The sequence below is a fragment of the Pigmentiphaga sp. NML030171 genome, assembly GCF_002188635.1.
Classification (GTDB): domain Bacteria; phylum Pseudomonadota; class Gammaproteobacteria; order Burkholderiales; family Burkholderiaceae_B; genus Pigmentiphaga; species Pigmentiphaga daeguensis.
The window spans coordinates 55964-80830 of sequence record NZ_NINX01000040.1; the positions used below are offsets into that span (position 1 = coordinate 55964).

Genomic DNA, 24867 nt, shown 5'->3' on the forward strand with positions numbered 1-24867 from the left:
CAGCGACCGAACTATGCGACGAGCGCGTCGCGCATGCGATCAAGCTGCGCACGCACGGAGGTATCGAGCACCTGATCCCCGACGGCCACTCGCACGCCGCCGATCAGCGAAGCGTCGACCCGGACGGTGGGCTTGATCTTCACGCCGAATTTCTTTTCCAGCCCGGCGACCAGGTCGGCAACCTGGGCATCGGTCAACGCGAAGGCGCTGGCGATATCGGCATCGGCGCTACCTTCGTGGCGGTTCTTGAGCCACAGGAATTGCGATGCGATCTCGGGCAGCAGCAGCAGACGGCCGTTTTCGACCAACAGCGTCACGAAATTGCGCGCGGCGGACGAAAGCGGCGTCTTCAGCGTGGCCGTGAACAATTCGACTCGCTGTGCGTTGTCGAGCTTGGGATCGGCGATGGCGCTGCGCACCTCGGGGTGCGCGGCCGCCTGCGCCATTTCGGCGACAAGCTCGGCCCAGGCGGCAAGGCCTGCGCTATCTGCACGGGCGACGCCGAACAGCGCTTCAGCGTATGGCCGGGCGATGGTGGACAGTTCAGCCATGGTGGCTCTCGATGCCTGATACGGTTGGCGAGGTGATTCGCAAACGCGTGAGCGGCACGCGTTGCTCGTGCCACCCGCGCGGGTTCTTCATTACAACTGCGCCTTCAGCTGGCCGAGCAGCTCGGCATGCACCTGGGCGTTGACTTCGCGCTTGAGGATTTCCTCGGCGCCCTTCACGGCCAGTTGCGCCACGGCGTCGCGCAAACCTTCACGGGCGCGCTGGGCTTCCTGCTGCGCTTCCTGGCGGGCTTGCTCGAGAATGCGGGCGCGTTCGGCCTCGGCGTCCTTGCGGGCTTGCTCGATCAAGGCAGCGGCCTGCTTCTCGGCCTGAGCCAGGCGAGCCTGGTTCTCGGACTTGGCAGCGGCTTCGATCTGACCGATGCGGGCCTCGGCCTGCACCAGTTCTGCCTTGCCTTTCTCGGCCGAGGCAAGGCCTTCGGCGATCTTCAGACGGCGCTCTTCGATGGACTTCATCAGAGGCGGCCACACGAACTTCATCGTGAACCACGCCAGAATGAAGAACACGAGCATCTGGAAGACGAGTGTCGCGTTCAGATTCACGGTGTTTCCTTATTCGGAAAAGAACATCATCCGTGACGAGGGCTGTGGCCGCGTCACGGAGCGGTCATGTCGAATAGAGGTCTTAGCCGACGAACGGGTTCGCGAAGGCGAACAGCATGGCGATACCCACGCCGATCAGGAAGGCCGCGTCGATCAGGCCGGCCAGCAGGAACAGCTTGGTTTGCAGGGGGTTCATCAGCTCGGGCTGGCGAGCCGAGGCTTCGATGTACTTGCCACCGACGATCGCGATTCCCAGGCAAGCGCCGATGGCACCCAGACCGATGATCAGACCGCAAGCGAGAGCGACGAGAGCGACGTTGGTCATGACAACTCCTTGATATGAATCGTAAAACGACTAGTTATGTTGATAATTGAACGACGGATACTGCAAACCTGCTACGGATCGCGGCAGTACCGACCGCGCCCGGTATTCCCAAGAACCCTCGAGATCAGTGGCCTTCGTGGGCCTGGCCGATGTACACCAGGGTCAGCATCATGAAGATGAAAGCCTGGAGCACGACGATCAGGATGTGGAAGATGGCCCAGACCGATCCGGCGAGGATGTGGCCGACACCCAGCGCCACGCTGGTGGCGTTCAGGCCGGCCCACGCGCCGCCCAGCATGGCGATCAGCATGAAGATCAGTTCGCCGGCGAACATGTTGCCGAACAGCCGCATGCCCAGCGAAACCATCTTGGCGGCGTATTCGATGATGTTCAGCAGGAAGTTGAAGGGAGCCAGCAGCAGCGCGCCGATACCATGGGCATGGAAAGGCGCGGTGAACAGTTCCTTGACGAAACCGCCGGGCGACTTGATCTTGATGCCGTAGTAGAACATCAGCAGCAGCACGCCCATGGACATGCCGATAGGCGCGTTCAGGTCGGCCGTGGGCACGATGCGGTGGTAGTGGATGACGTCGTCCAGCCCGACCAGGCTGAACAGGTAATGGGGCAGGTCGACCGGCAGCAGGTCGAGGGCGTTCATGAAGACGATCCACATGAACACGGTCAGCGCCAGCGGCGCGACGAACAGGCGGGACTTGGCGTTGTGGACGATGCCCTTGGCTTCCTCGTCCACCCACTCGACCAGGATCTCGACGAAGGCCTGCATCTTGCCCGGCACGCCGGCGGTGGCGCGGCGGGCGCCCAGCCACATCAGGAACACGACCACGAGGCCCATGGAGATGGACCAGAAAAGCGTGTCGTAGTTGACGACCGAGAAGTCGGCGATAAGAGACTGCTTGTGTCCGGTGTTGTTCAGGTGTCCCAGGTGATGGACGATGTACTCGGACGCGGTCGGCGCTGTGGTGGAAGCCATATCGGGGGTTTCTATCCTACGACCTGATTTTGAAATTCTCGCGATGCCGGCCGGGGTTTCCCGCACGCGCCGCCATCTTCAATCCATTTTCTTGCCGAAAGCCAGTACCAGCCACTGGCTTTTGAGCGCACACACCAAGCCCGCCAGGAAGGCGGGCCACACGAGCCATTCACGACCGAACTTCGCCGCTGCGACGATGAACACGACAGCGACGGCGATCTTGAAGAACTCGCCGAAGAAAAACGTTGCGGGGTTTGCTCCCCCCGGCTTCTGCACACTCAGAATCAGCCTGAATGCGAACAAGGCGTTGGGAATGACGTATGCCGCGGCACCGGCCAGCGCCGACAGCCCTGCGGCGCTCCCTGACACCACATAGGCCAGCACGGCGACCACGATGCTGACAGCAACCTGAACAATTATCGCATGCAGCAAGTCCCGCACGGCCTGCCGACGCAATATCGTCCGTTCTGCCTCGGTAAGCCGAAGCGGTTCTACCTGTTCATTGGAACGCAGGCGCTCGGCGTCGCGGGCTTCCCAACCCCATGGATCGGGTTCGCCGGCCTCCCTGTGGTCGCGCGCGCTGGATGTCTCCTGCTGCGCAGTCCCCTTGGCTCCGCTTTTGCTGGCCGCTTTTCCGTATGCATCTGAAGGGCGCGGATCGTCTTCGACCGTCTTCATCGGACGACTTGCACCTTTTCAAGACCTGCTTTCCGACAAACCATACGAGTATAGCGGGTTTACCCGAAAGGTTCAAACTTGCCTTGATCCAGGGCACCGCGGATCCGGCTTCGCCGGTCCGCCAGGCCGCCCCCTGGGGCGCCCGTAAGGACTTAAGGGGGTCTACAACCGATAGGAATCGTCGCGGCGGTCCAACAGGCGCAGCAGGGCGGGCCATTCGAGCAGGCCGAAGGGGCGGCGGGTGGTGGGTTTGTAGAGGTGGTTGGTCAGCTCGACCACGGCCGGGGCGGGCAGGTGCAGCGGGGCGTTGCAGGCCATGGCCATCGCCTGGGCCTGGCAGGCGCGTTCCAGCCAGTACATGGCGGTGAAGGCCTCGGCGATGGACGGTCCGACGGTCAGGAGGCCGTGGTTGCGCAGGATCATTGCCTGGCTGTCGCCCAGGTCGGCGACCAGGCGCTGCTGTTCGCCCAGGTCCACCACCACGCCCTCGTACTCGTGCATGGCCACCTTGCCGAAGAACATCGCGGTCTGGGACAGCGGCAGGAGGCCGCATTCCAGCGCCGAGACGGCCATGCCGGCGGGCGTGTGGGTATGGATCACGCAATCGACCTCGGGCCGGGCGCGGTGCACGGCCGAATGGATCACGAAGCCGGCATGGTTCACGCCGTAGCCCTGGCCGCCGTCGTCCACCACGTTGCCGTCCAGGTCGATCTTGATCAGGCTGGATGCCGTGATCTCCTCGTAGGCCATGCCATAGGGATTGATCAGGAAATGCCCGTGCGCGCCCGGCACGCGGGCCGAGATGTGGTTGTAGATCAGGTCGTCCATCCTGAAGTGCGCCACCAGCCGGTAGCACGCGGCCAGGTCCACCCGCGTCGCCCATTCGGCCTCGTCCATGCCGGCACGTCCCGCCGCCTTCGCCATATCCGCTCCATCCTGGTGAAAAATCCCCTGCGCGCAGAGGGTCAATCGATGCCGGCGCGGCGGATGACGCCGCCCCACTTGTCGATATCGGCGGCGATGATCCGCCCCATCTCCGCCGGCGTGGTGGGCCAGGCCTGGATGCCCAGCGCGTCGAACCGGCCCGCGGTCTCGGGCAGCGCCAGCACCGCCGCGATCTCCTTGTTCAGGCGCTCGATCACCGCGGGCGGCGTGCCCGCCGGCGCCTCCACGCCCTGCCAGCCGTCGGCCTCGAATCCGGGCACGACCTCGGCGATGGCCGGCGTGTCGGGCAGCGCCGGCAGGCGCTTCTTGCCGGTCGTGCCCAGCGGGATCACCGTCCCGGCCTTGACCTGCTCGATCGCGGTGGTGGTGGGCTGGAAGATCAGCGGCACCTGCCCGCCGATCACGTCGACCAGCGCGCCGCTCTTGTAGGGCACGTGCGTCAGCCGCACCCCCGCCAGCGAGGTCATCAGTTCCATGATGACGTGGCCGGCGCCGCCCACGCCCATCGAGGCGTAGTTGATGGACGCCGGCCTGGCGCGCGCCGCCGCGATCAGGTCGGCCAGCGTGCGCTGCGGGAAATCCTTGTTGGCGATGAGCACGTAGGGCACGGCCGCGACGATGCTGACCGGCGCGAAATCCTTGACCGGTTCGTAGGGCAGTTTCTTGTAGATGAACTGGTTCATGGTCACGATGGAATTGACCATGAAGAAAATGGTGTGGCCGTCGGGCGCGGCCTTGGCCACGGCCTCGGCGCCCAGCATGCCGCCCGCGCCCGCGCGGTTGTCCACCACGAAGGGCTGGCCCATGCGCTCGGCCAGCTTGCCCGACAGGTAGCGCGCCACGATGTCGGGCGAACTGCCGGCCGGGAACGGCACGATGACGCGCACCGGCTTGGACGGATAGCTTTCCGCCGCGCCGGCGGCCATCGAGGCACAGGCCAGCAGGACGGCGGCAGGCCAGGTCGCGGCCGCAACGAACAGCGCTTTCTTTTTCATGATCGTCTCCCCTCTCCGCCGCGCGGCGGACATGGCGGCGATGTCAGAGGACGGAGCCTTCCACGTCCTCGGGCATCTTGAAATTGGGCAGCCGCTTCAGGTTGCCTTGCTCGTCCACCGCCAGGCCCGACTCGGCCGCGGCCCGGCTCAGCACCTCGTCGTGCCAGGTGACCGAACCGCCGCCGGTATGGCCGCCCACCAGCGCGAGCATGGTCAGTTCGCGCTCGCCGTAGTTGCGAAAGCCGCGCATCACGCCGGTCGGCACCGAGATCACGTCCAGCGGCTGCAGCACCAGCTCTTCCTTGTCGTCGCCGATCAGCACGTGCACGGGACCGGAGATGGGGATGAATACCTCGGCGGTCTTGTGCGCGTGCAGGCCCGCGCCGCCGCCGGGCGGCACGACGATGTAGGAGATGGTGAAGCCGTGGTCCTCGGTGATGGGCGGCTGCATGTCGGCGTTCTCGACCACGCCGCGGCCGATCACCTTGAGATTCTTCTTGCGCCCTTCGGGCAGCAGCGAATCGACGAACGCCAGGCTGAAAGGCTTGAGCTCGGAGAAGCGCGCGACTCGCGTGCGGGCAATGGTTTCTAACAATGGGCTGGCCATGGATGCTCCTTCACGGTCGTGGCCGGAAGGCCGCGATGCACACATCATGGCCGCGCCCGCGGCGGCGATAAATTATCGATTTGCTATGCCCGCCATGCCGGCGCGGCATGGCGGATCCGGTTCAGCCGCGCGGCCGCCTGCGGCCCACGGCCCGGGCGCCCTGCCATTGCCCTTGTTCGACTTGCGCCATGATCAGCTCGCGCACCATGGGCAGCACTTCGCTGGCCACGCGCGACAACGGGCGCGAGACCGGCCAGGCCAGGCTGCGCTGCAGCCATAGCCCGGCGATGGGCACCGCCGCCAGGCCGGACTCGAGCGCGACGCTGGAGGGCAGGTAGACGGTGTAGCCCATGCCGCGGCGCACCAGTTGCGCGGCCAGCGCGAACGCGCCGACTTCCGCCTCGATGCGCAGCGGCACGCGCTGGCGCGCGGCCAGCGCCTCGATCTCGTTGCGTATGCCGGCGCGCGACACGCCCGTCAGGATCAGCGGCAGGCCGCGCAACTGGCGCACCGGGATCTCGCTGCGCGCGAGCAGCGGGTCCCCCGCGCGCCCCACCAGGCACAGGCGGTCCTCGAACAGGGGCTCGACCGCCAGCATGTGCGCCGGCGGCGGGGCCGGCGTGGCGCCGCTCAGCAGCGCGATGTCGACCGCGTTGTCGCGCAGCATGTCGTGCATGGCCGGGCTGAAGGCCTGCACGATGTGCGGCTGCGCATCGGGAAAGCGCTGCTTGATCGCGATCGTGAGCGCGGCGCCGATCACGGTCACGTAGTTGGGCGTCATGCCGATGATGACCGGGCCGGACGGCGGCCCCTGCGTGTCGTGCACGTCGCTCTTGAGCTGGTCGAAGCTGCGCAGCAGGTATTGCGCGCGGTCCAGCAGGCGGCGTCCCTCGGGCGTAAGCGTGGCGCCGCGCAGGTGGCGCTCGAACAGCCGCACGCCCAGTTCGTCCTCCAGCATGCGTATGCGCCGGCTCAGGGCCGGCTGGGCGATGAAGAGCTGCTGCGCCGCCTTGGAGAAATTCTCGTGCGCGGCGACGGTCACGAAGTACTTCAGTTGACGAATGTCCATGGCCCCGCCGTTCCCCCCTGTCGTGCGCCATACCCTGGCGGCATGGCCCCTGGACCGCGGAAATATGGCGCGGCCGAGCGAGACCGGCCCTATCATAGCTACGCTGCCCACCCCCGTCACCGCCGCCTTGCCCATGAAGCCCGACAACGCCCTGCTTGCCCGGCTGGACCCCGACATCGCGCCCCGCGTGCTGCGCCTGGTCGAGGCCGAGACCACGCCCTCGCACCTGCTGGAGCCGGCCCAGGTGCGCGCCGCCTTCCTGCGCGCGCGCCAGCCGCTGCGGCGCCCGCCGGTGCCGCTGGACATCGAGGACGCCGGCATCGCCGTCGACGGGGCGCCGCTGGCGCTGCGCCTGTACCGCCCGCGCCGGCCGCGGCCGCCCGCCCTGCTTTACCTGCACGGCGGCGCCTTCACCAACGGCGACCTCGACAGCCACGACGCCACCTGCTGCCTGCTGGCGATGGAAGCCGGCGTGATGGTGGCCAGCGTCGACTATCGCGTGCTGCCCGAGCATCGCTTCCCCGCCGCGTTCAATGACACCGTGGGCGCGCTGCGATGGCTGCATGAACGGGCCGCGGCGCTGGGCGCCGACCCCGCGCGCCTGGCCGTGGGCGGCGACAGCTCCGGCGCGAACCTGGCCCTGGCGGCGGCGCTGGAGACGCGCGGCCAGGTCCCGCTGCGGGCCATGTGGCTGGCCTACCCCATCATCGGCATCGATTTCGACACCCCCTCGTACCGCGAGAACGCCAACGCCCCGCTGCTGACCCGCGCCCGCTGCCGGCGGATCCTGCGCGACTACCTGGGGCGCGAACCGGGCCCGGACGACAGCCGGGTGGCGCCGCTGCTGGCGCCGGACTTCGCCGGCCTGCCGCCGGCGGTGGCGGTGGCCGCCGAACTGGACCCGCTGCGCAGCGACGCCGAGATCCTGGCCGACCGCCTGCGGGAAGCCGGCGCGGCCTGCGAACTGGTGCGCGCGGCCGGCATGCCGCACGGGTTCCTGCGCTGGGTGGCCGACAGCGCCGCGAGCCGGCGCATCGCCGTCCGGAGCGCGCAGGCGCTGGCCGCGCTGCTGGCCTGACGCGGGCGGCCCTTCCGGGGCGCCGGTACCGATAAAATCGGACATACCGCAGCCCGGGACCACCGCCTTGGAACTTCGCCAGATCCAGTACTTCATCTGCCTTTTCGAGGAAGGCACCGTCACGGGCGCGGCGCGCCGGGTGAACGTCGTGCAGCCGGCCCTGAGCGCGCAGATCGTCAAGCTGGAAGAGGAACTGGGCCAGAAGCTGTTCATCCGCAGCGCGCGGGGCATGGAGCCTACCGAGGCGGGGCGGCGCATGTACCAGCTGTACCTGCCCATCCTGCGGGACCTGTCGCAGGCACGCGAGCAGATGACGCTGCGCAGCGGCGAAGTCGGCGGCGAGGTGGTGGTCGGCATGATCTCGTCGCTGGCCGAAAGCGTGCTGAGCGAGGCGCTGACCGATTTCGCCCGCGCCTATCCCAAGGTGAACGTTACCGTCACCAACGGACCGCTGCTCGACTGGGTGGCGTCCGGCAAGATCGACGCCGCGATCGTGGACAAGCCGCGCCGGCCATTCTCGCTCAACGTCGAACCCATCATCGACGACGAACTCGTGCTGGTCGGCCCCGACGACAGCACGGTACCCGCGTCCCTGCCGCTGTCGGCCGCGGCCGCCCTGCCGCTGCTGTTCACCCCGCGCGAGCACAACCTGCGCGAAATCCTGGAAGACTACGCGCGCCAGGAAAACGTGGTGTTCAAGCCCGTGTTCGAGATCTATTCGATGACCGCGCTGCTGAGCCTGGCCGAGGACGCGGCCCTCTACGCCATCCTGCCCCGCACCGTGGTGCGCCGCCATGCGCGCCGCTCGCCGCTGCGCGTACGCACCATCGAGTCGCCCGCCATGGCGCGGCAGATCATCTGCGTCACGCATCCGCGCCGGCCGTTGACCACCGCCTCCGCGCTGTTCCTGGACGTGCTGCGCACGCACATACGCGGGCTGACGGACGGCGCCCCGCCTGCCGCCGATACCGATCGATGATGGCTGCGATCAGTATTAATCATGGCCCGCAACCGGTTCCCGCCGCCCTTCCCGACTTAGAATTTCCGCAGCGCCGCGAGCCGCCCCGGCGGGGCCGCTAGCAACACCCGGCGCCTCCAGGACGCACCGGGCGTGGTGACCCACGCGCCGGCGCGCACATTCCCCATCCCGCAAGCGACCGTGTCCGGCGTGGCATGGGGATCGGTACGAATCATTGAAAAAGCACAAGATGGAGAACTGCATGAAAACCTCGGCACGCGCCCTGTTCGCCGCCCTGGCGGTGGCCGCGGCCGCCGCCTCGCCCCTGGCGATGGCGGACAACTACCCCTCCAAGCCCGTGCGCGTCATCGTGCCCGTGACCGCCGGCGGCGGCGTGGACACGGCCGCGCGCCTGATCGCCACGCACCTGCGCGCCGAGCTGGGCCAGACCTTCGTGGTCGAGAACAAGCCCGGGGCCGGCGGCAACATCGGGCTGGACCTGCTGGCCAAGGCGCCGGCCGACGGCTACACGCTGGCCATCATTCCCAACACGATGACCATCAACCACACGTTGATGAACAAGCTGCCCTTCGACACGCTCAAGAGCTTCGCGCCGGTGGTGCAGATCGGCACCACGCCGGCGGTGCTGGGCGCGCGCGCCGATCTCGCGCCCAAGTCGCTCAAGGACCTCGTGGCCTACGCCAAGGGCAACCCGGGCAAGCTGTCCTACGCCGGTTGCGACACCGGCTCGGCGCTGCACCTGGCCGGCGAGATGTTCAAGCAGCAGGCCAACGTGGACATCACGCACGTGCCGTACAAGGGCTGCTCGGACTCGGTGCCCAACGTGCTGGGTGGGCAGGTGGACCTGATCTTCATCACGCTGACCAACATCGCGGGCTACCTCAAGGACGGCCGCATGCGCGTCTACGCCGTCGCGGCGGACCAGCGCACGCCCTATGCGCCCGACCTGCCCACCGGCGCCGAACAAGGCTTCCCCGGTTTCAACATCGACATCTGGTATGGCATGCTGGCCCCCGCGGGCACGCCGCGCGAGATCGTCGCCAGGCTGAATTCGGCCGTGAACGCCATCCTGAAGAAGCCCGAAGTGCAATCGACGCTGGCCACCAGCTACCTGACGCCGGTGGGCGGCACGCCCGAACAGTTCGGGCAGAAGATCCGTTCCGACATCGACCGCTACGGCGCCGTCATCCGGAAGGCCAACATCCGCATCGAATGACCGTCCAACTTTCTCTTTATCGAGGCCGCTTATGTCCAAACTGAGACTTTCCCTGGGCTGCTGGGACTACGACCGCACCCGCGCGCTGATGGACGGTACCGTCGTTCCCGACGGCATCGACCTGAACTACCTGAACATGCCGGTCGAGGAAACCTTCTTCCGCATGCTGCGGCATCGCGAGTTCGACGTGGCCGAGATGTCGCTGTCGTCCTACACCGTGTCGCTGTTCAAGCCCGAGCGGCCCTTCATCGCGATCCCGATCTTCCCCTCGCGCTTCTTCCGCCACTCGTGCATCTACGTGAACGCGGATGCGGGCATCCGCGAGCCCAAGGACCTGATCGGCAAGCGCATCGGCACGCCCGAGTACCAGATGACCGCGCCGGTGTGGATCCGCGGCATCCTGGACGAACACTACGGCGTGCCCGTCGACAGCGTGACCTACGTCACCGGCGGCGAAGAAGAGCCAGGCCGTCCCGAGAAGCTCAAGATCGACCTGCCCCCCAACATCAAGGTCGAGCAGATCGGCCCCACGCAGACCCTGTCGCAGATGCTGCTGGACGGCGAGATCGACGCCCTGCACACCGCGCGCATGCCGTCCACCTTCCTGACCGGCAAGGGCAAGGTCACGCGGCTGTTCCCCGATTTCGAAGCGGTCGAGCGCGAGTACTTCCGCAACACGGGGATCTTCCCCATCATGCATACGCTGGTCATCCGCCGCGAAATCTACGAGGCCAACCGCTGGGTCGCGCAGTCGCTGTACAAGGCCTTCGTGCAGGCGCAGCAGGTGGCCTACCAGAACCTGCGCGAGACCGCCGCGCTCAAGATCATGCATCCCTGGCTGCTGGGCAACATGGAAGCCGTGATCAAGGAAATGGGCGAAGACTTCTGGGCCTACGGCTTCGAGAACAACCGCAAGACGCTGGAGACCTTCCTGCGCTACCACCACCAGGGTGGGCTGTCGAAGAAGCTGCTGACGCCGGAAGACCTGTTCGCGCCGGAGACCTTCGAGGCGTTCAAGATCTGAACGCCGTAGCCGGGCAGGCCGCGCGCACGCGGCCTGCCCGCCGGCTCAGGGGCAGGGATTGGGCTGGCTGCGATGGATGCGCTCGATGCCCTCCAGCACTTCGGGGGCAAGCGTGACCTGCGCGCTGGCGATGTTCTCCTGCAGTTGCGCCATGGTGGTCGCGCCGATCAGGTTGCTGGCCACGAACGGCCTGCTGTTCACCCAGGCCAGCGCCATCTGCGCCGGCACGAGGCCATGGTCGCGCGCGAGCTCCACGTACTGGCGCGCGGCCGATTCGGCCTGGGGCCCGTCATAGCGGGTGAAGCGCGAGAACAGCGTCAGGCGCGCGCCCTCGGGCCGCGCGCCGCCCAGGTACTTGCCCGACAGCACGCCCATGCCCAGCGGCGAATAGGCCAGCAAGCTGACCTGCTCGAACTGCGTGAACTCGGACAGGCCGATTTCGTACACGCGGTTGAGCAGGCTGTAGGGATTCTGGATGGACGCGATGCGCGGCAGGCCGCGCGTCTCGGACAGTTTCAGGAACTGCGCCACGCCCCACGGCGTTTCATTCGAGACGCCGATGTGCCGCACCTTGCCCTCGCGCACGAAGTCCTGCAGCACCGACAGCGTTTCCTCGATGGGCACGGTGTAGTCGTCCTTCACCCAGGGATAGGCGAGCTGGCCGAAGGTGGCCGTGGTGCGGTCGGGCCAGTGCAGCTGGTAGAGATCGAGGTAGTCCGTCTGCAGGCGCTTGAGGCTGTCGTGCAGCGCGGCAGTCAGGTTCTTGCGGTCCAGGAAGGGCTTGCCGTCGCGGATGTGGCCGGGACGCTTGGCATCGCGCAAGGGGCCGGCGACCTTGCTGGTCAGCACGATGTCCTGGCGGCGGCCGGTGCGGGCCAGCCAGGTGCCGATGTAGGCCTCGGTGCGGCCCTGGGTCTCGGCCTTGGGCGGCACCGGATACATCTCGGCGGCATCCACCAGGTTCACGCCCTGCGCCAGCGCGTAATCCAGTTGCTCGTGGGCCTCGGCTTCGCTGTTCTGCTCCCCCCAGGTCATGGTTCCCAGCCCGATCACGCTGACTTCGAGATCGGTGCGTCCCAGTTTGCGGTATTCCACGTCTGTGCTCCGGTTGCGGGTTGGTCCGTCCAAGGTTACTGCATGGCCGCTGTCGACTGCATGAAAGCCCTGCGCGACAGCCTAAAATAGCGGCACCCGAACCAAACCCCGCAGGAGAGCCCCCGCATGCAAGAGGATGACGGCCGCGAACCCGACTATCGCTTCACGCTGGCCAACGAACGCACCTTCCTCGCCTGGATACGCACCGCGCTTGCCGTGCTGGCCGGCGCCATCCTGCTGCACCAGTTCGGCGGCGTGGTCCAGCCGCATTGGCCGCTGCTGGCGCTGAGCGTGGCGATGACCGTCGCCGGCCTGGTCTTCTGCTGCGGCGCCTATTTCCAGTGGAAGGCCAACCAGCAGGCCATGCGGCACTCGCGGCCCCTGCCGCGTTCGACCTTGATTCCGCTGGCCGCGGGCGTGACCCTGCTGGTCGCCGTGGTGGCCGGCCTGTTCGTGCTATTCCGATGAGTTCGCAGCTTGACCCGGGGCTGCAACCCCAGCGCACCGCGCTGTCCTGGGGCCGGACCGGCCTGTCGATGACGGCCGTTGCGCTGCTGGTGCTGCGCGCGGGCGTGCAGGAACACCAGCCGATGTTCCTGATCGTGGGCGCGCTGGACATGCTGTGCGCCATCCTGTTCTTCGCGACCGCGTCATGGCGCCGGTCGGCCCTGGCCCTGGACAAGATCCACGCCGCCTCGTCGGCGTGGATGGCTGGCATCACCGCGTTGGTGGCCATCACGAGCCTGGCCGGGACCTGGCTCGTGCTGAGCTAGTTCAGCCCCTGCCCTTGGCCACCAGCGACCTGAACTCGTCCACGTTCATCACGTGCGCGGTCGAGAACGCGAGGATGGTCAGCGTCGCCTTGTGCACCTCGGCCGCGCTCATCGCGCCCCAGCCCACGTCGGGATAGTCGAAGGTGCCGGTGGCATCGGCCAGGAACGCCACCTTGTAGTTGTGGAACATCGCGTCGCGCGCCGTGGCGTGGCAGCAGTTCTCGGTGGTGGTGCCCGAGATCACGACGTTCCGTATGCCCCATTCGCGCAGGATGATGTCCAGGTCGGTGCCGTAGAAACCGCTGTAGCGGTGCTTTTTGATGACATGCTCGCCCGGGGCCGGAGCGAGTTCGGGATAGATGTCGGCGCCCTTGGTGCCGTCCACCAGGGACGAGTGGTCGGCGATGGGTCCGTACAGGTCGCGAAACAGCCCCATGTCGCAGCCGTCGTCACGATGCACGTGCGCGGTATAGAGCACGCGTATCCCCTGCTCGCGGCAAAAGCGCAGGGTCTCGGCCAGCTTGCCGACCATGTCCCTGGCCTGCCGGGACTGGAGCTTGGCGCCGTCGGCGACGAAGTCGTTCTGCATGTCCACCACGACCATGGCGGTCTGGCGGGGATCGATGCGGTCGAAGCGGTAGGGCATGGCTGTCTCCTTTGATCATCGACGAGCGGTGACACACTGCATAATATATCCACCTCCGCCGTGCGCCCGGCTACCATCGCCGCGGCGCCTCAATCGACCATGCCGAAGAAGACTCCGCCCGACCCGACCGTCCCGCTCGAGCACCGCATCGCCTATCAGGCGCTGATGATCGCGACACGCATCTCGCAGTTCCTGGCCCCCATGTGGGAAGAAAAGTACGGCCTGACGACCATCACGTGGCGCGTAATGGCAGTGGTCGGACGCTTCGGCCCACTGTCGGCCAAGGAAGTAGCTGAACATACGAGCACGGACGCTTTCTTCGTCTCGCGCGCCATCGTGCAGCTGACCAGGCAGGGCTATATGACCAAGGGCGTCGATCCGCGCGATCGCCGGCGTTCCGTGCTGCAGTTGACCGAGGCAGGCGAGCGGGCGCGCATGGACGTGGAGCGCGTGATGAGCGCACTGGAACATGACGTGCTGGGTGCGATGGGCCAGGGAGAAGAGCGCCACATCCGGGAGACGCTGAGCAAGCTGGCGGCCACGGCTTCGGATCGGCTGAAGTCTCCCCGGACCTGGAAAGACTTCGCCGATTGACCTTACCGCAGGTCAGGAAGCCGACTGTATGCCGGCCTTACGGATGATCGTGCCCCAGCGCGCATATTCCTTGTCCATGTAGCTTTGCAGATCGTCCGGCGTCGAGCCTACGATGTCCAGGCCCATGTCGTGGAAGCGCGTGGCGATGTCGGGCTTGGCCAGGATCTCCTTGACCGTGGCCGAGAGCTTGTCTCGCACCGACTTGGACGTGCCCGTTGGGGCCAGCAAGGCGAACCACGGACCCGCCACGATCTCGGGATAGCCTTTTTCCGCGAAGGTCGGAACCTCGGGCAGCACCGAACTGCGTCGAGGCGAGGCCACTGCAACGGCAGCCAACTGGCCCGTCCGGACTCGCTCACCCACATTCACGGTGTCCGCGATCATCAGATCGACGCGACCCTGCATGACATCGGTCAATATGGGAGGAAAACCGTTGTAGGGCACATGCGTTAGCGAAATGCCCAGCGCCTGGTCCAGCAGCGCGCCGGTGACGTGGCCCGTGGTGCCCACGCCCTGGGTGGCGTAAGTCAGCGGCGCGCCGCCCGACCGAGCCCGCTGCAGGAAAGCCTCGAACGTCGGCAGTCCTGCCTTGGGCGAGGCCACCAGCACGTTGGGCGCATCGACAACCCGCGACACCGGAGCAAACGCATGCTGCGCATCGTAGGGCAGCTTGGACATGATGAACGGGTTGATCACCAGCGGTCCCTGGGCCGTAAGCAGCAGCGTGTAGCCATCCGCCGCGCTCTTGGCCACGAGATCCGTGCCGATGGTGCCACCGGCGCCTGCCTTGTTTTCCACCACGAACTGTTGGTGATAGCGGGCCGAAAGCTCGGCCGCCAGCGTGCGGGCGACGACGTCGATCGATCCTCCAGCCAGGAAAGGCACAATCACCCGGACGGAACGAGTGGGCCAGGAAGCTCCCTGCGCGAAAACCCCATGCGGGAACAGGCTGGTGGCGCCGAGGGCGGCTGCCAGGGCGAGATGTCTCATGATATTTGTCATCGTAAGCCTCATTTCATCTTCTCCCGGGTCCCCTGGACTGGCGGCAACTGCGCCAGCGCCGCTGCTTCGTCGAAAGTTCGGGTTCGGTTCAGCGTGATGGCGATGGCACGGATGCGGTATTGCGAGGCAGCGAGCGCTTCCGGTGGCATCCGCCCTTCCTCGAGTGCCTGGGCGGCATTGATCAGCCTGCGCCGGGTCTGGGCGATGGCGGTATCGGACGTCCCGAGGTGCTCGATGCTGCGGTCCGCGATTTCGCCCTGGCTTTCCTGCACGGCGATGTCCTGCAATTGGGCGCTGGGGATGCCGGTAAAGGATTCGGCGCGCTGCTTGCCGCGATCGATCAGATAGTCGTTCTCCTTGTTGCCTATCGATTCATAGGTGCCCGGCACGCGGCGCGAATAATCCAGATCGCCGGTGTCGTACTCCTCGATTTCCTCCTGTTCCAGCGGCCGCTCCGGCTGGTAGCGGATCCTGTACCACCAGCAGTTCCGGTCGTCGATCGGGACGAAGAAATTGGCCCGGCACACGCTTCCCGGCGCGGTCGGGACCAGCACGCCGACCGGCATCAGCCACTGCGTGACGCGCCAGTAGTAGGTATCGTCGTCGCCGTCTCGGCGCGCGGAAATGGACATGCCGTAAGGGGTATCCGCACAGAAGAACCGCGGAGCGCCATCGGCGTCGGAGAAGCGCTGAAAGTCCCCCACGCCGAACACGTCCTTGGACATGAGGTTCATCTGGTGCAGAAAGGTCAGATGAGACGTATCCAGGCTGCCTTCCAGCGCCTGCATGAAGTTGCAACGCATCAGCCGCTTCGACGCGTAAACGTGGCTTTCCGGCAGCGACATGAATTCGATGTCGGGCGCGGCGGGGGCCTGGCCAGGGCCCAGATAGGCCCAGACGATGCCACCGGATTCATGCACGGGGTATGCCCGCGCGCGCACCTTGGCCTTCATCGGGCTGGTCGAAGGTTCGCTGGGCATGTCGACGCAGGCGCCGTCCACGCCAAACTTCCAACCGTGGTAGACGCAGCGTAATCCACCCTGTTCATTGCGGCCGAAGAACAGGTCGACCGAGCGATGCGGGCAGCGCGCGTCCAGCAGTCCGACCCTGCCCTCCGAGTCGCGAAACGCCACCAGGCGGTGGCCGAGCAGGCCGACACGCACTGGCGGGCAGTCCGGCTCGGCGATTTCTTCCGACAACAATGCCGGTATCCAGAATCGACCAATGAGATTTCCCATGGGCGCGCCGTTCTCCACCCGGGTAAGCATGCGATTCATTTCGGGGCTGAGCATCGATCCTCCTGTCTCCTGTTCCATGACTGCGCTCCGCCCTCGCGGATGGTCGCGGCCCTGCACTGATCAAATACTAGCGAATCGCTAGCATTTGATCAGTATAGGATTCGCATGGCCGGGTGTCAAGAAGGAGAAAACGGCAACAGCCATGGCCCTCTGGCGCGGCGCGACCGCGTCAAAGGGCCATGGCTGCCCGATAAGAAAGGACCGGAAACGACCGGCCGGGTAGGTTCAGCTCCAGGGATCGATGGTCATGTGGATGGCCCCCTGCACGCCCTGGCCCGCCAGGCTGCGCAGCGCGAGGTCGGTATCCTCGAGCCCGAAGGCATGCGTGCTCATCTTCTTCACCCCATGGCGATCGCCCGCGATCAGTTGCAGCGCCAGCTCGACCGATTCGTAGCTGTGGCCGCGCATGCCCTTGACGGTCAGGAAGCGCGCGATGATGCGATCGCTGTCGAATTCGGGAATGCGGCGGCGCTTCTGCCCGCCCAGGATGACCCGTCCGCGCTTGCGCGCAAGCTGGACCGCGGTGACGACCGAATCGGTGCCGCCCGCGGCGCAGTCGATGACCAGGTCCGCCATCAGGCCACCGGTCAGGTCGGCGACGGTCTCGAGCAGGTCCTGCGACTCGATGTCGATGGTGTGGTGCGCGCCCAGTTCGCGCGCCAGTGCCAGGCGGCGCGCATCCGTCTCGTTCGAGAGCCCGGTGATGATGATGCGTTCGGCCCCCGCTTCGCGCGCGGCCACGACGCATGCCAGGCCCTGTTGGCCGGGCCCTTGTATCACCACGGTCTGGCCCGGCCCCGCGCCGCCTTGCAGGTAGGTCCATTCGATGCCGTTGGCCAGGGGCAGCGCCAGCGCCGCATGGCGGGGCGAGACGCCGGCGGGCACGCGATGGAACACCGTGTTCAGGTGCAGGAACTGGTACTGGCTGAACCCGCCCCACAGCCCCGGTTCCACCGACAGCCCGGTGGCGCCGTAGCGCAGTCCGCCCAGGCGCCAGTCGGTGGCGTCGCACAGCCGGAATTCGCCGCTGCGGCAGAACTCGCAATGGCCGCAGGGCAGGTATTCCTCCAGCGCGACCAGGTCGCCTTCCTTCACCCCCCACCTGGCGCGCGCCACGTCGCCCAGTTCGGCCACGTGGCCCACGGTTTCGTGGCCGAGCACGAGCGGGCCGCGGCTGGCCGGCAGTTGCTGGTAGTAGGGCCAGTCGCTGCCGCACACGCCGGTGACGGCGACCTTGAGCAGGCCGCTGGTGGCGGAGGTGGCCGGCGCGGCCAGTTCGCGCAGTTCGGTCCTGCCGGCCTCGACGGCGACCGCGGCTCGTACGTTAAGCGCCATGGCCGCTACACCGACGCGTGCGGCCGGCCGGGCTGCGCCGTGAGCGCCTCGGCGGCGGCGTCCTTGAAGTGCTGGTCGCGCGGCAGGATCACCGCCGCCGAGCGGACGTGGTGCGCCGACGGATGCGTTCCCGGAGGCGCCGCGCCTTCCTCGGCCAGCGCCTTCACGGCCTTCATCAACGCGCGGCGCATCTTGACGATGCCGTTGTCGGTGGACGTCAGGTGCTCCTTGGTACGGTCCTGGATCGGGCCCATGCTTTCCTGCAGCGATGCATCCTGCATGCCGATGCCTTCGATGCCGCTGAACGTTCTGCCCGCCTTCTGGGCCTCGCGGTCCATCAGGTAGTCGTTGTCCTTGTTCTGCAGCGGGCGGAACGTGCCCGGCACGTAGCGCACGTGGATGCCCTTGCCGTCTTCCATCGCCTGCACCTCGGCCTCGGTCAGCGCGCGGCCGGCATGGTAGTCGAAGCTCCACGCCCAGCAATTCTCGTCGTCGATGGGAACCCAGAAGTGCCCGTGCACCGGATGATCGCCGCGCGGAGGAACCATGGTGAAGCAGGGCATCAGCCACGGGGTGATGCGCCAGTAGTAGGAATCGTCATCGGCGTTGCGGCGCACGCCCACCAGCAGGCCGGTATCGGTGTCGACCACCTCGAACACCGGGCGCAGGTCCTTGAGGTTGTACTGGTTGCCCGCCGCACCCTTGAACAGCGGATCGGACTTGAGGCTGTCGCGATGCAGCCACGAGACGTGGCTGGAATCGATGCCGCCCTCCAGCGCCTGCAGCCAGTTGTTTTCCTGGATGCGCTTGGACACGAAGCGCTGCTCGGCGGGCACCATCGCGAACTCGTACTCGGGCAGCGGTGGCTGGTGCTCGGGCGGGCCCATGTAGGTCCACAGGATGCCGCCGCGCTCGACCAGCGGATACGAGGTGAGCTTGATACGGCTGCGAAAACCGCTGTCTTCCGCTTCGGACGGCACGTCCAGGCATTGGCCGTCGGCGGCGTATTTCCAGCCATGGTACGGACAGCGGATGCCGCCGCCCTGGCCCTTCTCGTCGTAGCGGCCGAACCAAAGCGACACGCCGCGATGCGCACAGAACTCGTCGATGAGGCCGATGTTGTCTTCCTCGTCGCGTATGGCCAGCAGCCGCTCGGACAGCAGCTTGACGCGCACCGGCTCGCAGCCGGGCCCGGGCAGCTCGCGGCTCAGCATCACCGGCAGCCAGTAGCGGCGGAACAGCTCGCCCAGGGGCGTTCCCGGCCCCGTCTGGGTAAGCAGGTCGTTCTGTTCCTTCTTCAACATCTTGAGTCCCCTCGCTTGAGATACGTTCCGTATAAAGGAACACTGTTCCTCGATAGGAAACAAAGTTATCATTCGCTCGATCCCGATGTCAATGCGGCCCGTGCCGCGGCGACCATCGGAACTTCAAGAAAGGAGACACGCCGATGACGATTCATCGCCATTTCCTCGCGCGCCTTCTGTGCGCGAGCCTTGCAGCCGGCGCCCTTGCGGCGCCTGCCTGTGCGCAGGATCCGTGGCCCAACCGGCCGGTCAAGATCGTGGTGCCCTACGCGCCCGGCGGCAGCGCCGACACGCTGGGCCGGCTGATCGCGCGCCATCTTGCCGAGACGTTCAAGCAGAGCTTCGTGGTGGACAACCGCGGCGGCGCGGGCGGCGTCATCGGTTCGCAAATGGTCGCGCGCGCCGAGCCCGACGGCTACACGCTGGTGGTGTCGGGCATCGGCTCGCACGTCGTCGCCCCGTTGACCAACGCGACCAGCTTCGACCCGATCAAGGACTTCACCCACATCGCGCTGCTGGGCGGACCGCCCACCGTGCTGGCGGTCAACGTGGCGCAGCCCATCAAGGACGTGCCCGGCTTCATCAAACAGGTCAAGTCCATGCCCCAGGGCCTGAGCTGGGCCTCGCCCGGGCAGGGCACGCATGGCGCCCTGATCGGCGAAGCCTTCCGCCAGATCACCAAGCTGAACCTGGTGCACATCAGCTACAAGGGCGCGGGTCCGGCCGTGGCCGACGTCGCGGCCAACCAGGTACCGGCCGCCTTCATCACGCTCAGCACCGCCGCTGGCAACATCAAGGCCGGCAAGCTGCGCCCGCTGGCCGTGACCTCGGCGCAGCGCGTGGCCGACTTCCCCGATATCCCGACCTTCAAGGAACTGGGCTATCCGCAGCTGACCGGCACCACCTGGTTCTCGCTGTCGGGCCCCGCCGGCATGGCGCCCGAGCTGGTCACCAAGCTCAACCTCGCGGTGCGCAAGGCCCTGCAATCGTCGGAAGGGCAGGCCGAACTGCGGGCCCAGAACATGGAAACCTTCGACTGGGATGCGCCCACGTTCAACGATTTCGTGAAGAAGGAAATCGTGCACTGGAAGCAATATATAGAGCCCCCCCCTACGCGCTGACGCGCGCAAGGAAAGCCCACCCCCTACGCCCTTCGGGCGCCCCCTCAAGGGGGCGAAACCGGCGGACTGGCAAAGCCAGATCCGCGGTTTCCTGGGACCGGTGGGACTTTCCTGGTTTGTCGCTTCCGTGCTTTGCTGGCTGCCAGCACTTGTTATAAAGGTGGGTTGACACAAACATTGTCCATCATCATGCAAGACACTCAGGACGGAGGCGAAGGGCGGCTGTCCTCGGTCGCTTCGGCCATTCGTGTGCTCAAGGCGTTTTCCGAGACGGAAGTCGAGATCGGGATCAGCACGCTTGCCAAGCGGCTGGGGCTGGCCAAGAGCACGGTGCACCGGCTGGCCAGCACGCTGACGGCCGAGGGGCTGTTGGAGCAGAATCCGGAGAATGGCCGGTATCGGCTGGGGCTGGGGCTGTTCGCGCTGGGCGCGCTGGTGCGGCGACGCATGGATATTTCGACGCAGGCCCTGCCCTACCTGCACGAGTTGCGCGAGATCACCGGCGAGACCGTGCATCTGGCCACGCTCGAGCAGAGCAACATCATCTATCTCTTCAACCTCGAAAGCCATCAGGCGATCCGCATGCGTTCGTACGTGGGCGCGCGCAAGCCCGCCTTTTGCACCAGCGAGGGCCGTGCCCTGCTGGCCTTCCAGAGCGCCGAGGTACTGGCGCGCGTGGTCAAGGACGGCCTGGCGCCGCGCACGCCGAACACACAGACCGATCCTGCCCTGTTGCGCGGCACGCTGGAACAGGTGCGCCGCGACGGCTATGCGCAGGACGACGAGGAAAGCGAGGTCGGCATGCGGGGCCTTGCGGCGCCGGTGCGCGACCACACCGGGCAGGTCATCGCCGCGATCGGCATCGCCGGTCCCACCCAGCGACTGACCAAGAAAGCGATGCGCGGGTTCGTCGCGCCCGTGCTCCAGGCCGCCGACGGCGTGTCGGCGCGGCTAGGCTACCAATCATGAGCTGAGTTCGTCCATGGCTGCCTCGTCCCCCATCCCCGTCTATCTGCTGACTGGCTTCCTGGGCAGCGGCAAGACGACGCTGCTTTCGGCCTGGCTGGAACAACCGGGCCTGCAAGGCGCGGCGGTGATCGTCAACGAGCTGGGCGAGGTCGGGCTCGACGGCGCCTTGCTGGGCGTGACCGAACAGGCCTCGCTGGTATCGGGTTCGTGCGTGTGCTGCATGGGCCTGCCGGGCCTGGAACAGGCGCTGGAGGACTTGTTCTGGGCACGGCTGCAACGCCGCATGCCGGCGTTTCCCGCCGTGGCGATCGAGACCACGGGCATGGCCGATCCCGCGCCCATTCTCCAGGCCTTGCACGATCACCCGCTGCTGCGCGAACGCTATCGCCTGCGGGCCGTCGTGACGGTAGCGGGCGCGCCGGCCGGCGCGGCATTGCTCGATCGCCATCCGGAAGCGCGGGCGCAGGTACGCGCGGCGCAGGCGCTGATCATGACCAAGACATCGGATGCGCCGGAGGAATCGACGCAAGCGCTGGCCTGTCGCCTGGCGGCCTTGAATCCCGCGGCGCCCGTGCTGGTCTCCAACCAGGCCGACCTGTCATGGGAGCACGTATGTCAGGCCGTCGCGCCCCGGGCCGCGCAGGCAGGCGATGACGCGGATCGACAGTCGGCGACCGGCGTGGCGCACGACCCTCATGATCCCGCGCATGCCCACGAACACGATGATGAACACGCTCATCATCATCATGACGCGCAGGCGTATTTTCTTCCGTTGCCCGAGGCCATCGCGCGCGATGCGCTGCTGGTCCGTCTGCACGCGCTGGCCGATGCGCTGGGTGACGACCTGCTGCGCCTCAAGGGCATCGTGATGCTGGCCGACGGCCAGCGGCGAGTGGTGCAGTTCGCGCCCGACGACAGGCGCTTCGACGTGCGCCCCCTGCCCGTGGCGGCCGATGCCGCCACGCCCACGGCCGGCTTGACCGTCATCGCCGCGCATGCGAGTGTCGCGCGCATCGCGGCAGCCTTCTTCGGAGGCGCGTCGGCATAGCGGACGCGCGCCGCCGCCGTTCAGCTGTTTTCCAGCACGTCCGCCAGGCCCTGCTTTTCCAGCAGCGACGACAGGTGTTCCCAGCCGTGGAAATCGATGATGATCTGGCCGCGTTCCTTCGCGCCGATCTTGAACGCCACCTGCGTGCCCAGGCGATCGGACAGCGCTTCTTCCAGGCGCAGCACGTCGCGTGACTTGGCCGCGGGCTTGCGGCTGGACTTCTGCGCGGCTTCCTGCAGTGTCTGAGCGACGAGCTTTTCGGCCTCGCGCACCGACAGCCGCTTGGCCACGATCTGCGTGGCGAGCTGGATCTGCGTGGCGGCATCCACCGCCAGCAGCGCGCGCGCATGGCCCATGTCGAGGTCGCCGGCCAACAGCATGGTCTGCACCGGAGCAGCCAGGTTCAACAGGCGCAGCAGGTTGCTCGTGGCCGAACGCGAGCGGCCAATGGCCTGGGCCGCCTGCTCGTGCGTCATGCCGAATTCGCCGATCAATCGCTGCACGCCCTGCGCTTCTTCCAGCGGGTTCAGGTCTTCGCGCTGGATGTTCTCGATCAGCGCCATGACCGCGGCGTTCTCGTCGCTGACCTCGCGCACCAGCACCGGTACCTCGGTCAGGCCGGCCAGTTGTGCGGCACGGAAGCGGCGTTCGCCGGCGATGATCTCGTAGCGGCCGCCTTCGATCGCGCGGACCAGGATGGGCTGCATCACCCCCTGGGTGCGTATCGATTCGGCCAGTTCGCCCAGCGCGCCTTCATCCATGCGCGAGCGCGGCTGGTAGCGGCCGGCCTGCATGCTGGACACCGGCAGCGTATTGGGCGGGCCTTCCTTCTGTTCCGGCTGGGCCGTGGACTTGGTGCCCAACGTGCTGACCGCCGGCATGTCGGCGCCCAGCAGCGCGTCCAGTCCGCGTCCGAGTCCTTTGGGTTTCTTCACACCCTTAGATCCTGCTTTCATTTCCATGATGTGCTTCCCCAAAGCTATAGCGTCTTCATACGCTCTATCATTTCCGCCCCGAAGGCCACGTAGGCCTGCGCCCCCTTGGACGCGGGGTCGAACACCACGCCCGGCAGGCCATAGCTGGGCGCCTCGGCCAGCCTGACGTTGCGCGGGATGATGCTCTTGAATACCTTGTCGCCGAAGTGGCTCTCGAGCTGCGCCGACACCTGCTGCTGCAGCGTCACGCGCGGATCGAACATCACGCGCAAGAGGCCGATCACGCGCAGGTCGGGATTCAGGTTGGCATGGACCCGCTTGATGGTGTTGACCAGGTCCGACAGTCCCTCCAGCGCGAAGTACTCGCACTGCATGGGAATGATCACGCCATGCGCGGCGGCCAGGCCGTTGAGCGTCAGCAGCGACAAGGTGGGCGGGCAATCGATCAGCACGAAATCGTAGCGGTCGGCCACGGCCGCGATGGCGTGCTTCAACTGGCGCTCGCGCTCCTCGAGTTCCACCAGGTCGATCTCGGCGCCCGCCAGCTCGCGGTTGGAGGGCAGGACGTCATAGCCGCTCTCGGATGCCTTCGCGGCTTCGGCGATGCCGGCTTCGCCGATCAGGACCTGGTAGAGCGTCGCCTGCAGCTCGCGCTTGTCGATGCCGCTGCCCATGGTGGCGTTGCCCTGCGGATCGAGATCGACCAGCAGCACGCGCTGCTCCTGGGCCACCAGGGCCGCCGCCAGATTGACCGCGGTGGTGGTCTTGCCGACCCCGCCCTTCTGGTTCGCGATGCAGAAGATGCGGGCGGTGCGCTTGGCGGCCAGCGGCTCGGCGCCGCTGATCGCCTCCAGCTCGCCGGCTTCTTCTCCGGACGGTGCCGCCTCGTTGACCATGCTGGAATTGGAAGACATCGAATACAACCTGATTATGGGTGAATCTGACGCGCCGGTGGCCGGCGCCGCGTTCTGCTAACCCTCGTTTGCCCCGCCCTCGACGCGGTCCATCCAGACCAGGCAGCGGCGAGCGGACAATCTTGGCACATAAAGCGTCGTGACGCCTTCCACCTGCCATGCTCCCTGGTCCTTCAGCGCCTGCATCTCGTCTTCGGGCGGATGGCCCTTCATGGCGGCCAACCGTCCTCCAGGCTTGACGTGGCGCCCGGCCAGCGCGGCGAAATCGTGCAGCGACGCGAACGCGCGCGAGACGACGATGTCGCACTCGGCGGGTTCCAGCTCCTCGACCCGGGCGTGCGTCGCCTCCAGGTTGGACAGCCGCAGCACCCCGGCCACGTGCTTGATGAACGCGGTCTTCTTTTCCACCGCGTCCACGCAGCGCACCTGCCACTCCGGACGGCAGATGGCCAGGACCACGCCGGGCAATCCTCCGCCCGAGCCCACATCCAGGATGCTGGCCGGCTGGCCCGCAAGCCGCTGGGCCAGCTCCGGCACCACCGCCAGGCTGTCCGTGATGTGATGCAAAAGCATCTGCTCCGGCTCTCGTATGGCCGTGAGGTTGTAGGTGCGATTCCAGCGCAGCATCTGCGCCAGGTAGTTCAGCAGCAGGTCGATGCGCGCGTGATCGAGCGGCAGGCGCAACGCCGCGCAGTCCGACTCGAGCTGGGCGGCGAATACCGCGCCATTGAAAGGTTCCTGCATCGGGATCGGTTTCCGGGACATGTTCATGGGACGACCCTCCGGCGGCCGGGAGCTCCCCTTGCCGGGGAAG

28 protein-coding genes are annotated in these 24867 nt (G+C 66.8%); 10 read left to right on the plus strand and 18 right to left on the minus strand.

Going from position 1 to position 24867, the window contains the following annotated elements:
- Positions 1-11: 11 nt before the first annotated feature.
- The 9 genes from CDO46_RS20525 to CDO46_RS28095 form a co-directional block, all read right to left on the minus strand.
- Positions 12-551: a F0F1 ATP synthase subunit delta gene (locus tag CDO46_RS20525; RefSeq protein ID WP_087840369.1), complete on the minus strand. Its 540-nt coding sequence runs from the start codon at positions 549-551 to the stop codon at positions 12-14.
- 90 nt (positions 552-641) lie between these two features.
- Positions 642-1112 (minus strand): F0F1 ATP synthase subunit B, encoded by a 471-nt coding sequence (locus CDO46_RS20530; protein WP_087840371.1) that lies wholly within the window; start codon positions 1110-1112, stop codon positions 642-644.
- Positions 1113-1194: 82 nt separating this feature from the next.
- Positions 1195-1437 (minus strand): F0F1 ATP synthase subunit C, encoded by a 243-nt coding sequence (gene atpE / locus CDO46_RS20535; RefSeq protein ID WP_087782618.1) that lies wholly within the window; start codon positions 1435-1437, stop codon positions 1195-1197.
- A 124-nt stretch (positions 1438-1561) separates the two neighbouring features.
- Complete coding sequence (gene atpB / locus CDO46_RS20540; protein WP_087840373.1) at positions 1562-2428, minus strand: F0F1 ATP synthase subunit A; 867 nt, start codon at positions 2426-2428, stop codon at positions 1562-1564.
- Positions 2429-2506: 78 nt separating this feature from the next.
- Positions 2507-3106, minus strand: coding sequence for an ATP synthase subunit I (locus tag CDO46_RS20545; protein ID WP_087840375.1), 600 nt, complete (start codon positions 3104-3106; stop codon positions 2507-2509).
- 162 nt (positions 3107-3268) lie between these two features.
- A complete protein-coding gene (locus CDO46_RS20550; RefSeq protein WP_087840377.1) occupies positions 3269-4030 on the minus strand; it encodes a class II aldolase/adducin family protein in 762 nt (253 codons plus the stop codon).
- 41 nt (positions 4031-4071) lie between these two features.
- Complete coding sequence (locus tag CDO46_RS20555) at positions 4072-5046, minus strand: tripartite tricarboxylate transporter substrate binding protein (RefSeq protein ID WP_165963238.1); 975 nt, start codon at positions 5044-5046, stop codon at positions 4072-4074.
- A gap of 43 nt (positions 5047-5089) precedes the next feature.
- On the minus strand, positions 5090-5653 hold the full coding sequence (locus tag CDO46_RS20560) for a cupin domain-containing protein (RefSeq protein ID WP_165963239.1): 564 nt from the start codon (positions 5651-5653) through the stop codon (positions 5090-5092).
- Between the two features lie 121 nt (positions 5654-5774).
- Positions 5775-6722, minus strand: a complete 948-nt coding sequence (locus CDO46_RS28095) for a LysR family transcriptional regulator (protein WP_130356200.1) — start codon at positions 6720-6722, stop codon at positions 5775-5777.
- Here CDO46_RS28095 and CDO46_RS20575 point away from each other — a divergent pair.
- The 4 genes from CDO46_RS20575 to CDO46_RS20590 all read left to right on the plus strand — a co-directional run bounded on the left by CDO46_RS20575 (position 6721) and on the right by CDO46_RS20590 (position 11019).
- Positions 6721-7800 carry an alpha/beta hydrolase gene (locus CDO46_RS20575; RefSeq protein ID WP_176400807.1) on the plus strand — a complete coding sequence of 360 codons (1080 nt, stop codon included), beginning with the start codon at positions 6721-6723 and terminating at the stop codon, positions 7798-7800. The two genes, CDO46_RS28095 and CDO46_RS20575, sit on opposite strands and share 2 nt — an antisense overlap.
- A 67-nt stretch (positions 7801-7867) precedes the next feature.
- Positions 7868-8779, plus strand: coding sequence for a LysR family transcriptional regulator (locus CDO46_RS20580; RefSeq protein WP_087840382.1), 912 nt, complete (start codon positions 7868-7870; stop codon positions 8777-8779).
- A 241-nt stretch (positions 8780-9020) separates the two neighbouring features.
- Positions 9021-9995: a tripartite tricarboxylate transporter substrate binding protein gene (locus CDO46_RS20585; RefSeq protein ID WP_176400808.1), complete on the plus strand. Its 975-nt coding sequence runs from the start codon at positions 9021-9023 to the stop codon at positions 9993-9995.
- Positions 9996-10026: 31 nt separating this feature from the next.
- Positions 10027-11019 carry a 4,5-dihydroxyphthalate decarboxylase gene (locus CDO46_RS20590; protein WP_087840384.1) on the plus strand — a complete coding sequence of 331 codons (993 nt, stop codon included), beginning with the start codon at positions 10027-10029 and terminating at the stop codon, positions 11017-11019.
- Between the two features lie 45 nt (positions 11020-11064).
- Here CDO46_RS20590 and CDO46_RS20595 read toward each other — a convergent pair whose 3' ends face one another.
- Positions 11065-12114: an NADP(H)-dependent aldo-keto reductase gene (locus CDO46_RS20595; RefSeq protein WP_087840386.1), complete on the minus strand. Its 1050-nt coding sequence runs from the start codon at positions 12112-12114 to the stop codon at positions 11065-11067.
- Between the two features lie 126 nt (positions 12115-12240).
- On the opposite strand from CDO46_RS20595, the gene CDO46_RS20600 reads away from it, so the two are divergent.
- Together CDO46_RS20600 and CDO46_RS20605 are read left to right on the plus strand one after the other, a co-directional pair.
- Complete coding sequence (locus CDO46_RS20600) at positions 12241-12582, plus strand: YidH family protein (protein WP_087840387.1); 342 nt, start codon at positions 12241-12243, stop codon at positions 12580-12582.
- Positions 12579-12887: a DUF202 domain-containing protein gene (locus CDO46_RS20605; RefSeq protein ID WP_087840388.1), complete on the plus strand. Its 309-nt coding sequence runs from the start codon at positions 12579-12581 to the stop codon at positions 12885-12887. Before CDO46_RS20600 ends, CDO46_RS20605 begins: the two co-directional genes overlap by 4 nt.
- Before the next feature lies 1 nt (position 12888).
- Here CDO46_RS20605 and CDO46_RS20610 read toward each other — a convergent pair whose 3' ends face one another.
- Positions 12889-13533: a cysteine hydrolase family protein gene (locus CDO46_RS20610; RefSeq protein ID WP_087840389.1), complete on the minus strand. Its 645-nt coding sequence runs from the start codon at positions 13531-13533 to the stop codon at positions 12889-12891.
- Between the two features lie 99 nt (positions 13534-13632).
- Here CDO46_RS20610 and CDO46_RS20615 point away from each other — a divergent pair, with 99 nt between their 5' ends.
- Positions 13633-14127, plus strand: a complete 495-nt coding sequence (locus tag CDO46_RS20615; protein WP_087840391.1) for a MarR family winged helix-turn-helix transcriptional regulator — start codon at positions 13633-13635, stop codon at positions 14125-14127.
- A 12-nt stretch (positions 14128-14139) separates the two neighbouring features.
- Here CDO46_RS20615 and CDO46_RS20620 read toward each other — a convergent pair whose 3' ends face one another.
- From CDO46_RS20620 to CDO46_RS20635, 4 genes are all read right to left on the minus strand, one after another.
- Positions 14140-15117, minus strand: a complete 978-nt coding sequence (locus CDO46_RS20620) for a tripartite tricarboxylate transporter substrate binding protein (RefSeq protein WP_176400809.1) — start codon at positions 15115-15117, stop codon at positions 14140-14142.
- Between the two features lie 20 nt (positions 15118-15137).
- Positions 15138-16484, minus strand: a complete 1347-nt coding sequence (locus tag CDO46_RS20625; RefSeq protein WP_140416892.1) for a Rieske 2Fe-2S domain-containing protein — start codon at positions 16482-16484, stop codon at positions 15138-15140.
- A gap of 168 nt (positions 16485-16652) precedes the next feature.
- Positions 16653-17762: a zinc-binding dehydrogenase gene (locus CDO46_RS20630; protein WP_087840397.1), complete on the minus strand. Its 1110-nt coding sequence runs from the start codon at positions 17760-17762 to the stop codon at positions 16653-16655.
- 5 nt (positions 17763-17767) lie between these two features.
- Positions 17768-19066: a Rieske 2Fe-2S domain-containing protein gene (locus tag CDO46_RS20635; protein WP_087840399.1), complete on the minus strand. Its 1299-nt coding sequence runs from the start codon at positions 19064-19066 to the stop codon at positions 17768-17770.
- A gap of 143 nt (positions 19067-19209) precedes the next feature.
- Between CDO46_RS20635 and CDO46_RS20640 the strand changes: the two genes are divergently transcribed.
- The 3 genes from CDO46_RS20640 to CDO46_RS20650 all read left to right on the plus strand — a co-directional run bounded on the left by CDO46_RS20640 (position 19210) and on the right by CDO46_RS20650 (position 22204).
- Positions 19210-20187 (plus strand): tripartite tricarboxylate transporter substrate binding protein, encoded by a 978-nt coding sequence (locus CDO46_RS20640; RefSeq protein WP_087840401.1) that lies wholly within the window; start codon positions 19210-19212, stop codon positions 20185-20187.
- Positions 20188-20376: 189 nt separating this feature from the next.
- Positions 20377-21156, plus strand: coding sequence for an IclR family transcriptional regulator (locus tag CDO46_RS20645; protein WP_087840482.1), 780 nt, complete (start codon positions 20377-20379; stop codon positions 21154-21156).
- 13 nt (positions 21157-21169) lie between these two features.
- Positions 21170-22204 carry a GTP-binding protein gene (locus CDO46_RS20650; protein ID WP_087840403.1) on the plus strand — a complete coding sequence of 345 codons (1035 nt, stop codon included), beginning with the start codon at positions 21170-21172 and terminating at the stop codon, positions 22202-22204.
- Between the two features lie 20 nt (positions 22205-22224).
- Here CDO46_RS20650 and CDO46_RS20655 read toward each other — a convergent pair whose 3' ends face one another.
- The 3 genes from CDO46_RS20655 to rsmG all read right to left on the minus strand — a co-directional run bounded on the left by CDO46_RS20655 (position 22225) and on the right by rsmG (position 24797).
- Positions 22225-23085, minus strand: coding sequence for a ParB/RepB/Spo0J family partition protein (locus CDO46_RS20655; RefSeq protein WP_254914648.1), 861 nt, complete (start codon positions 23083-23085; stop codon positions 22225-22227).
- A 98-nt stretch (positions 23086-23183) separates the two neighbouring features.
- A complete protein-coding gene (locus CDO46_RS20660) occupies positions 23184-24053 on the minus strand; it encodes a ParA family protein (protein ID WP_243724594.1) in 870 nt (289 codons plus the stop codon).
- 57 nt (positions 24054-24110) lie between these two features.
- The gene (gene rsmG, locus CDO46_RS20665; RefSeq protein WP_087840407.1) at positions 24111-24797 is read right to left on the minus strand and encodes a 16S rRNA (guanine(527)-N(7))-methyltransferase RsmG; all 687 of its coding nucleotides are present in this window, start codon (positions 24795-24797) and stop codon (positions 24111-24113) included.
- Between the last annotated feature and the right edge of the window lie 70 nt (positions 24798-24867).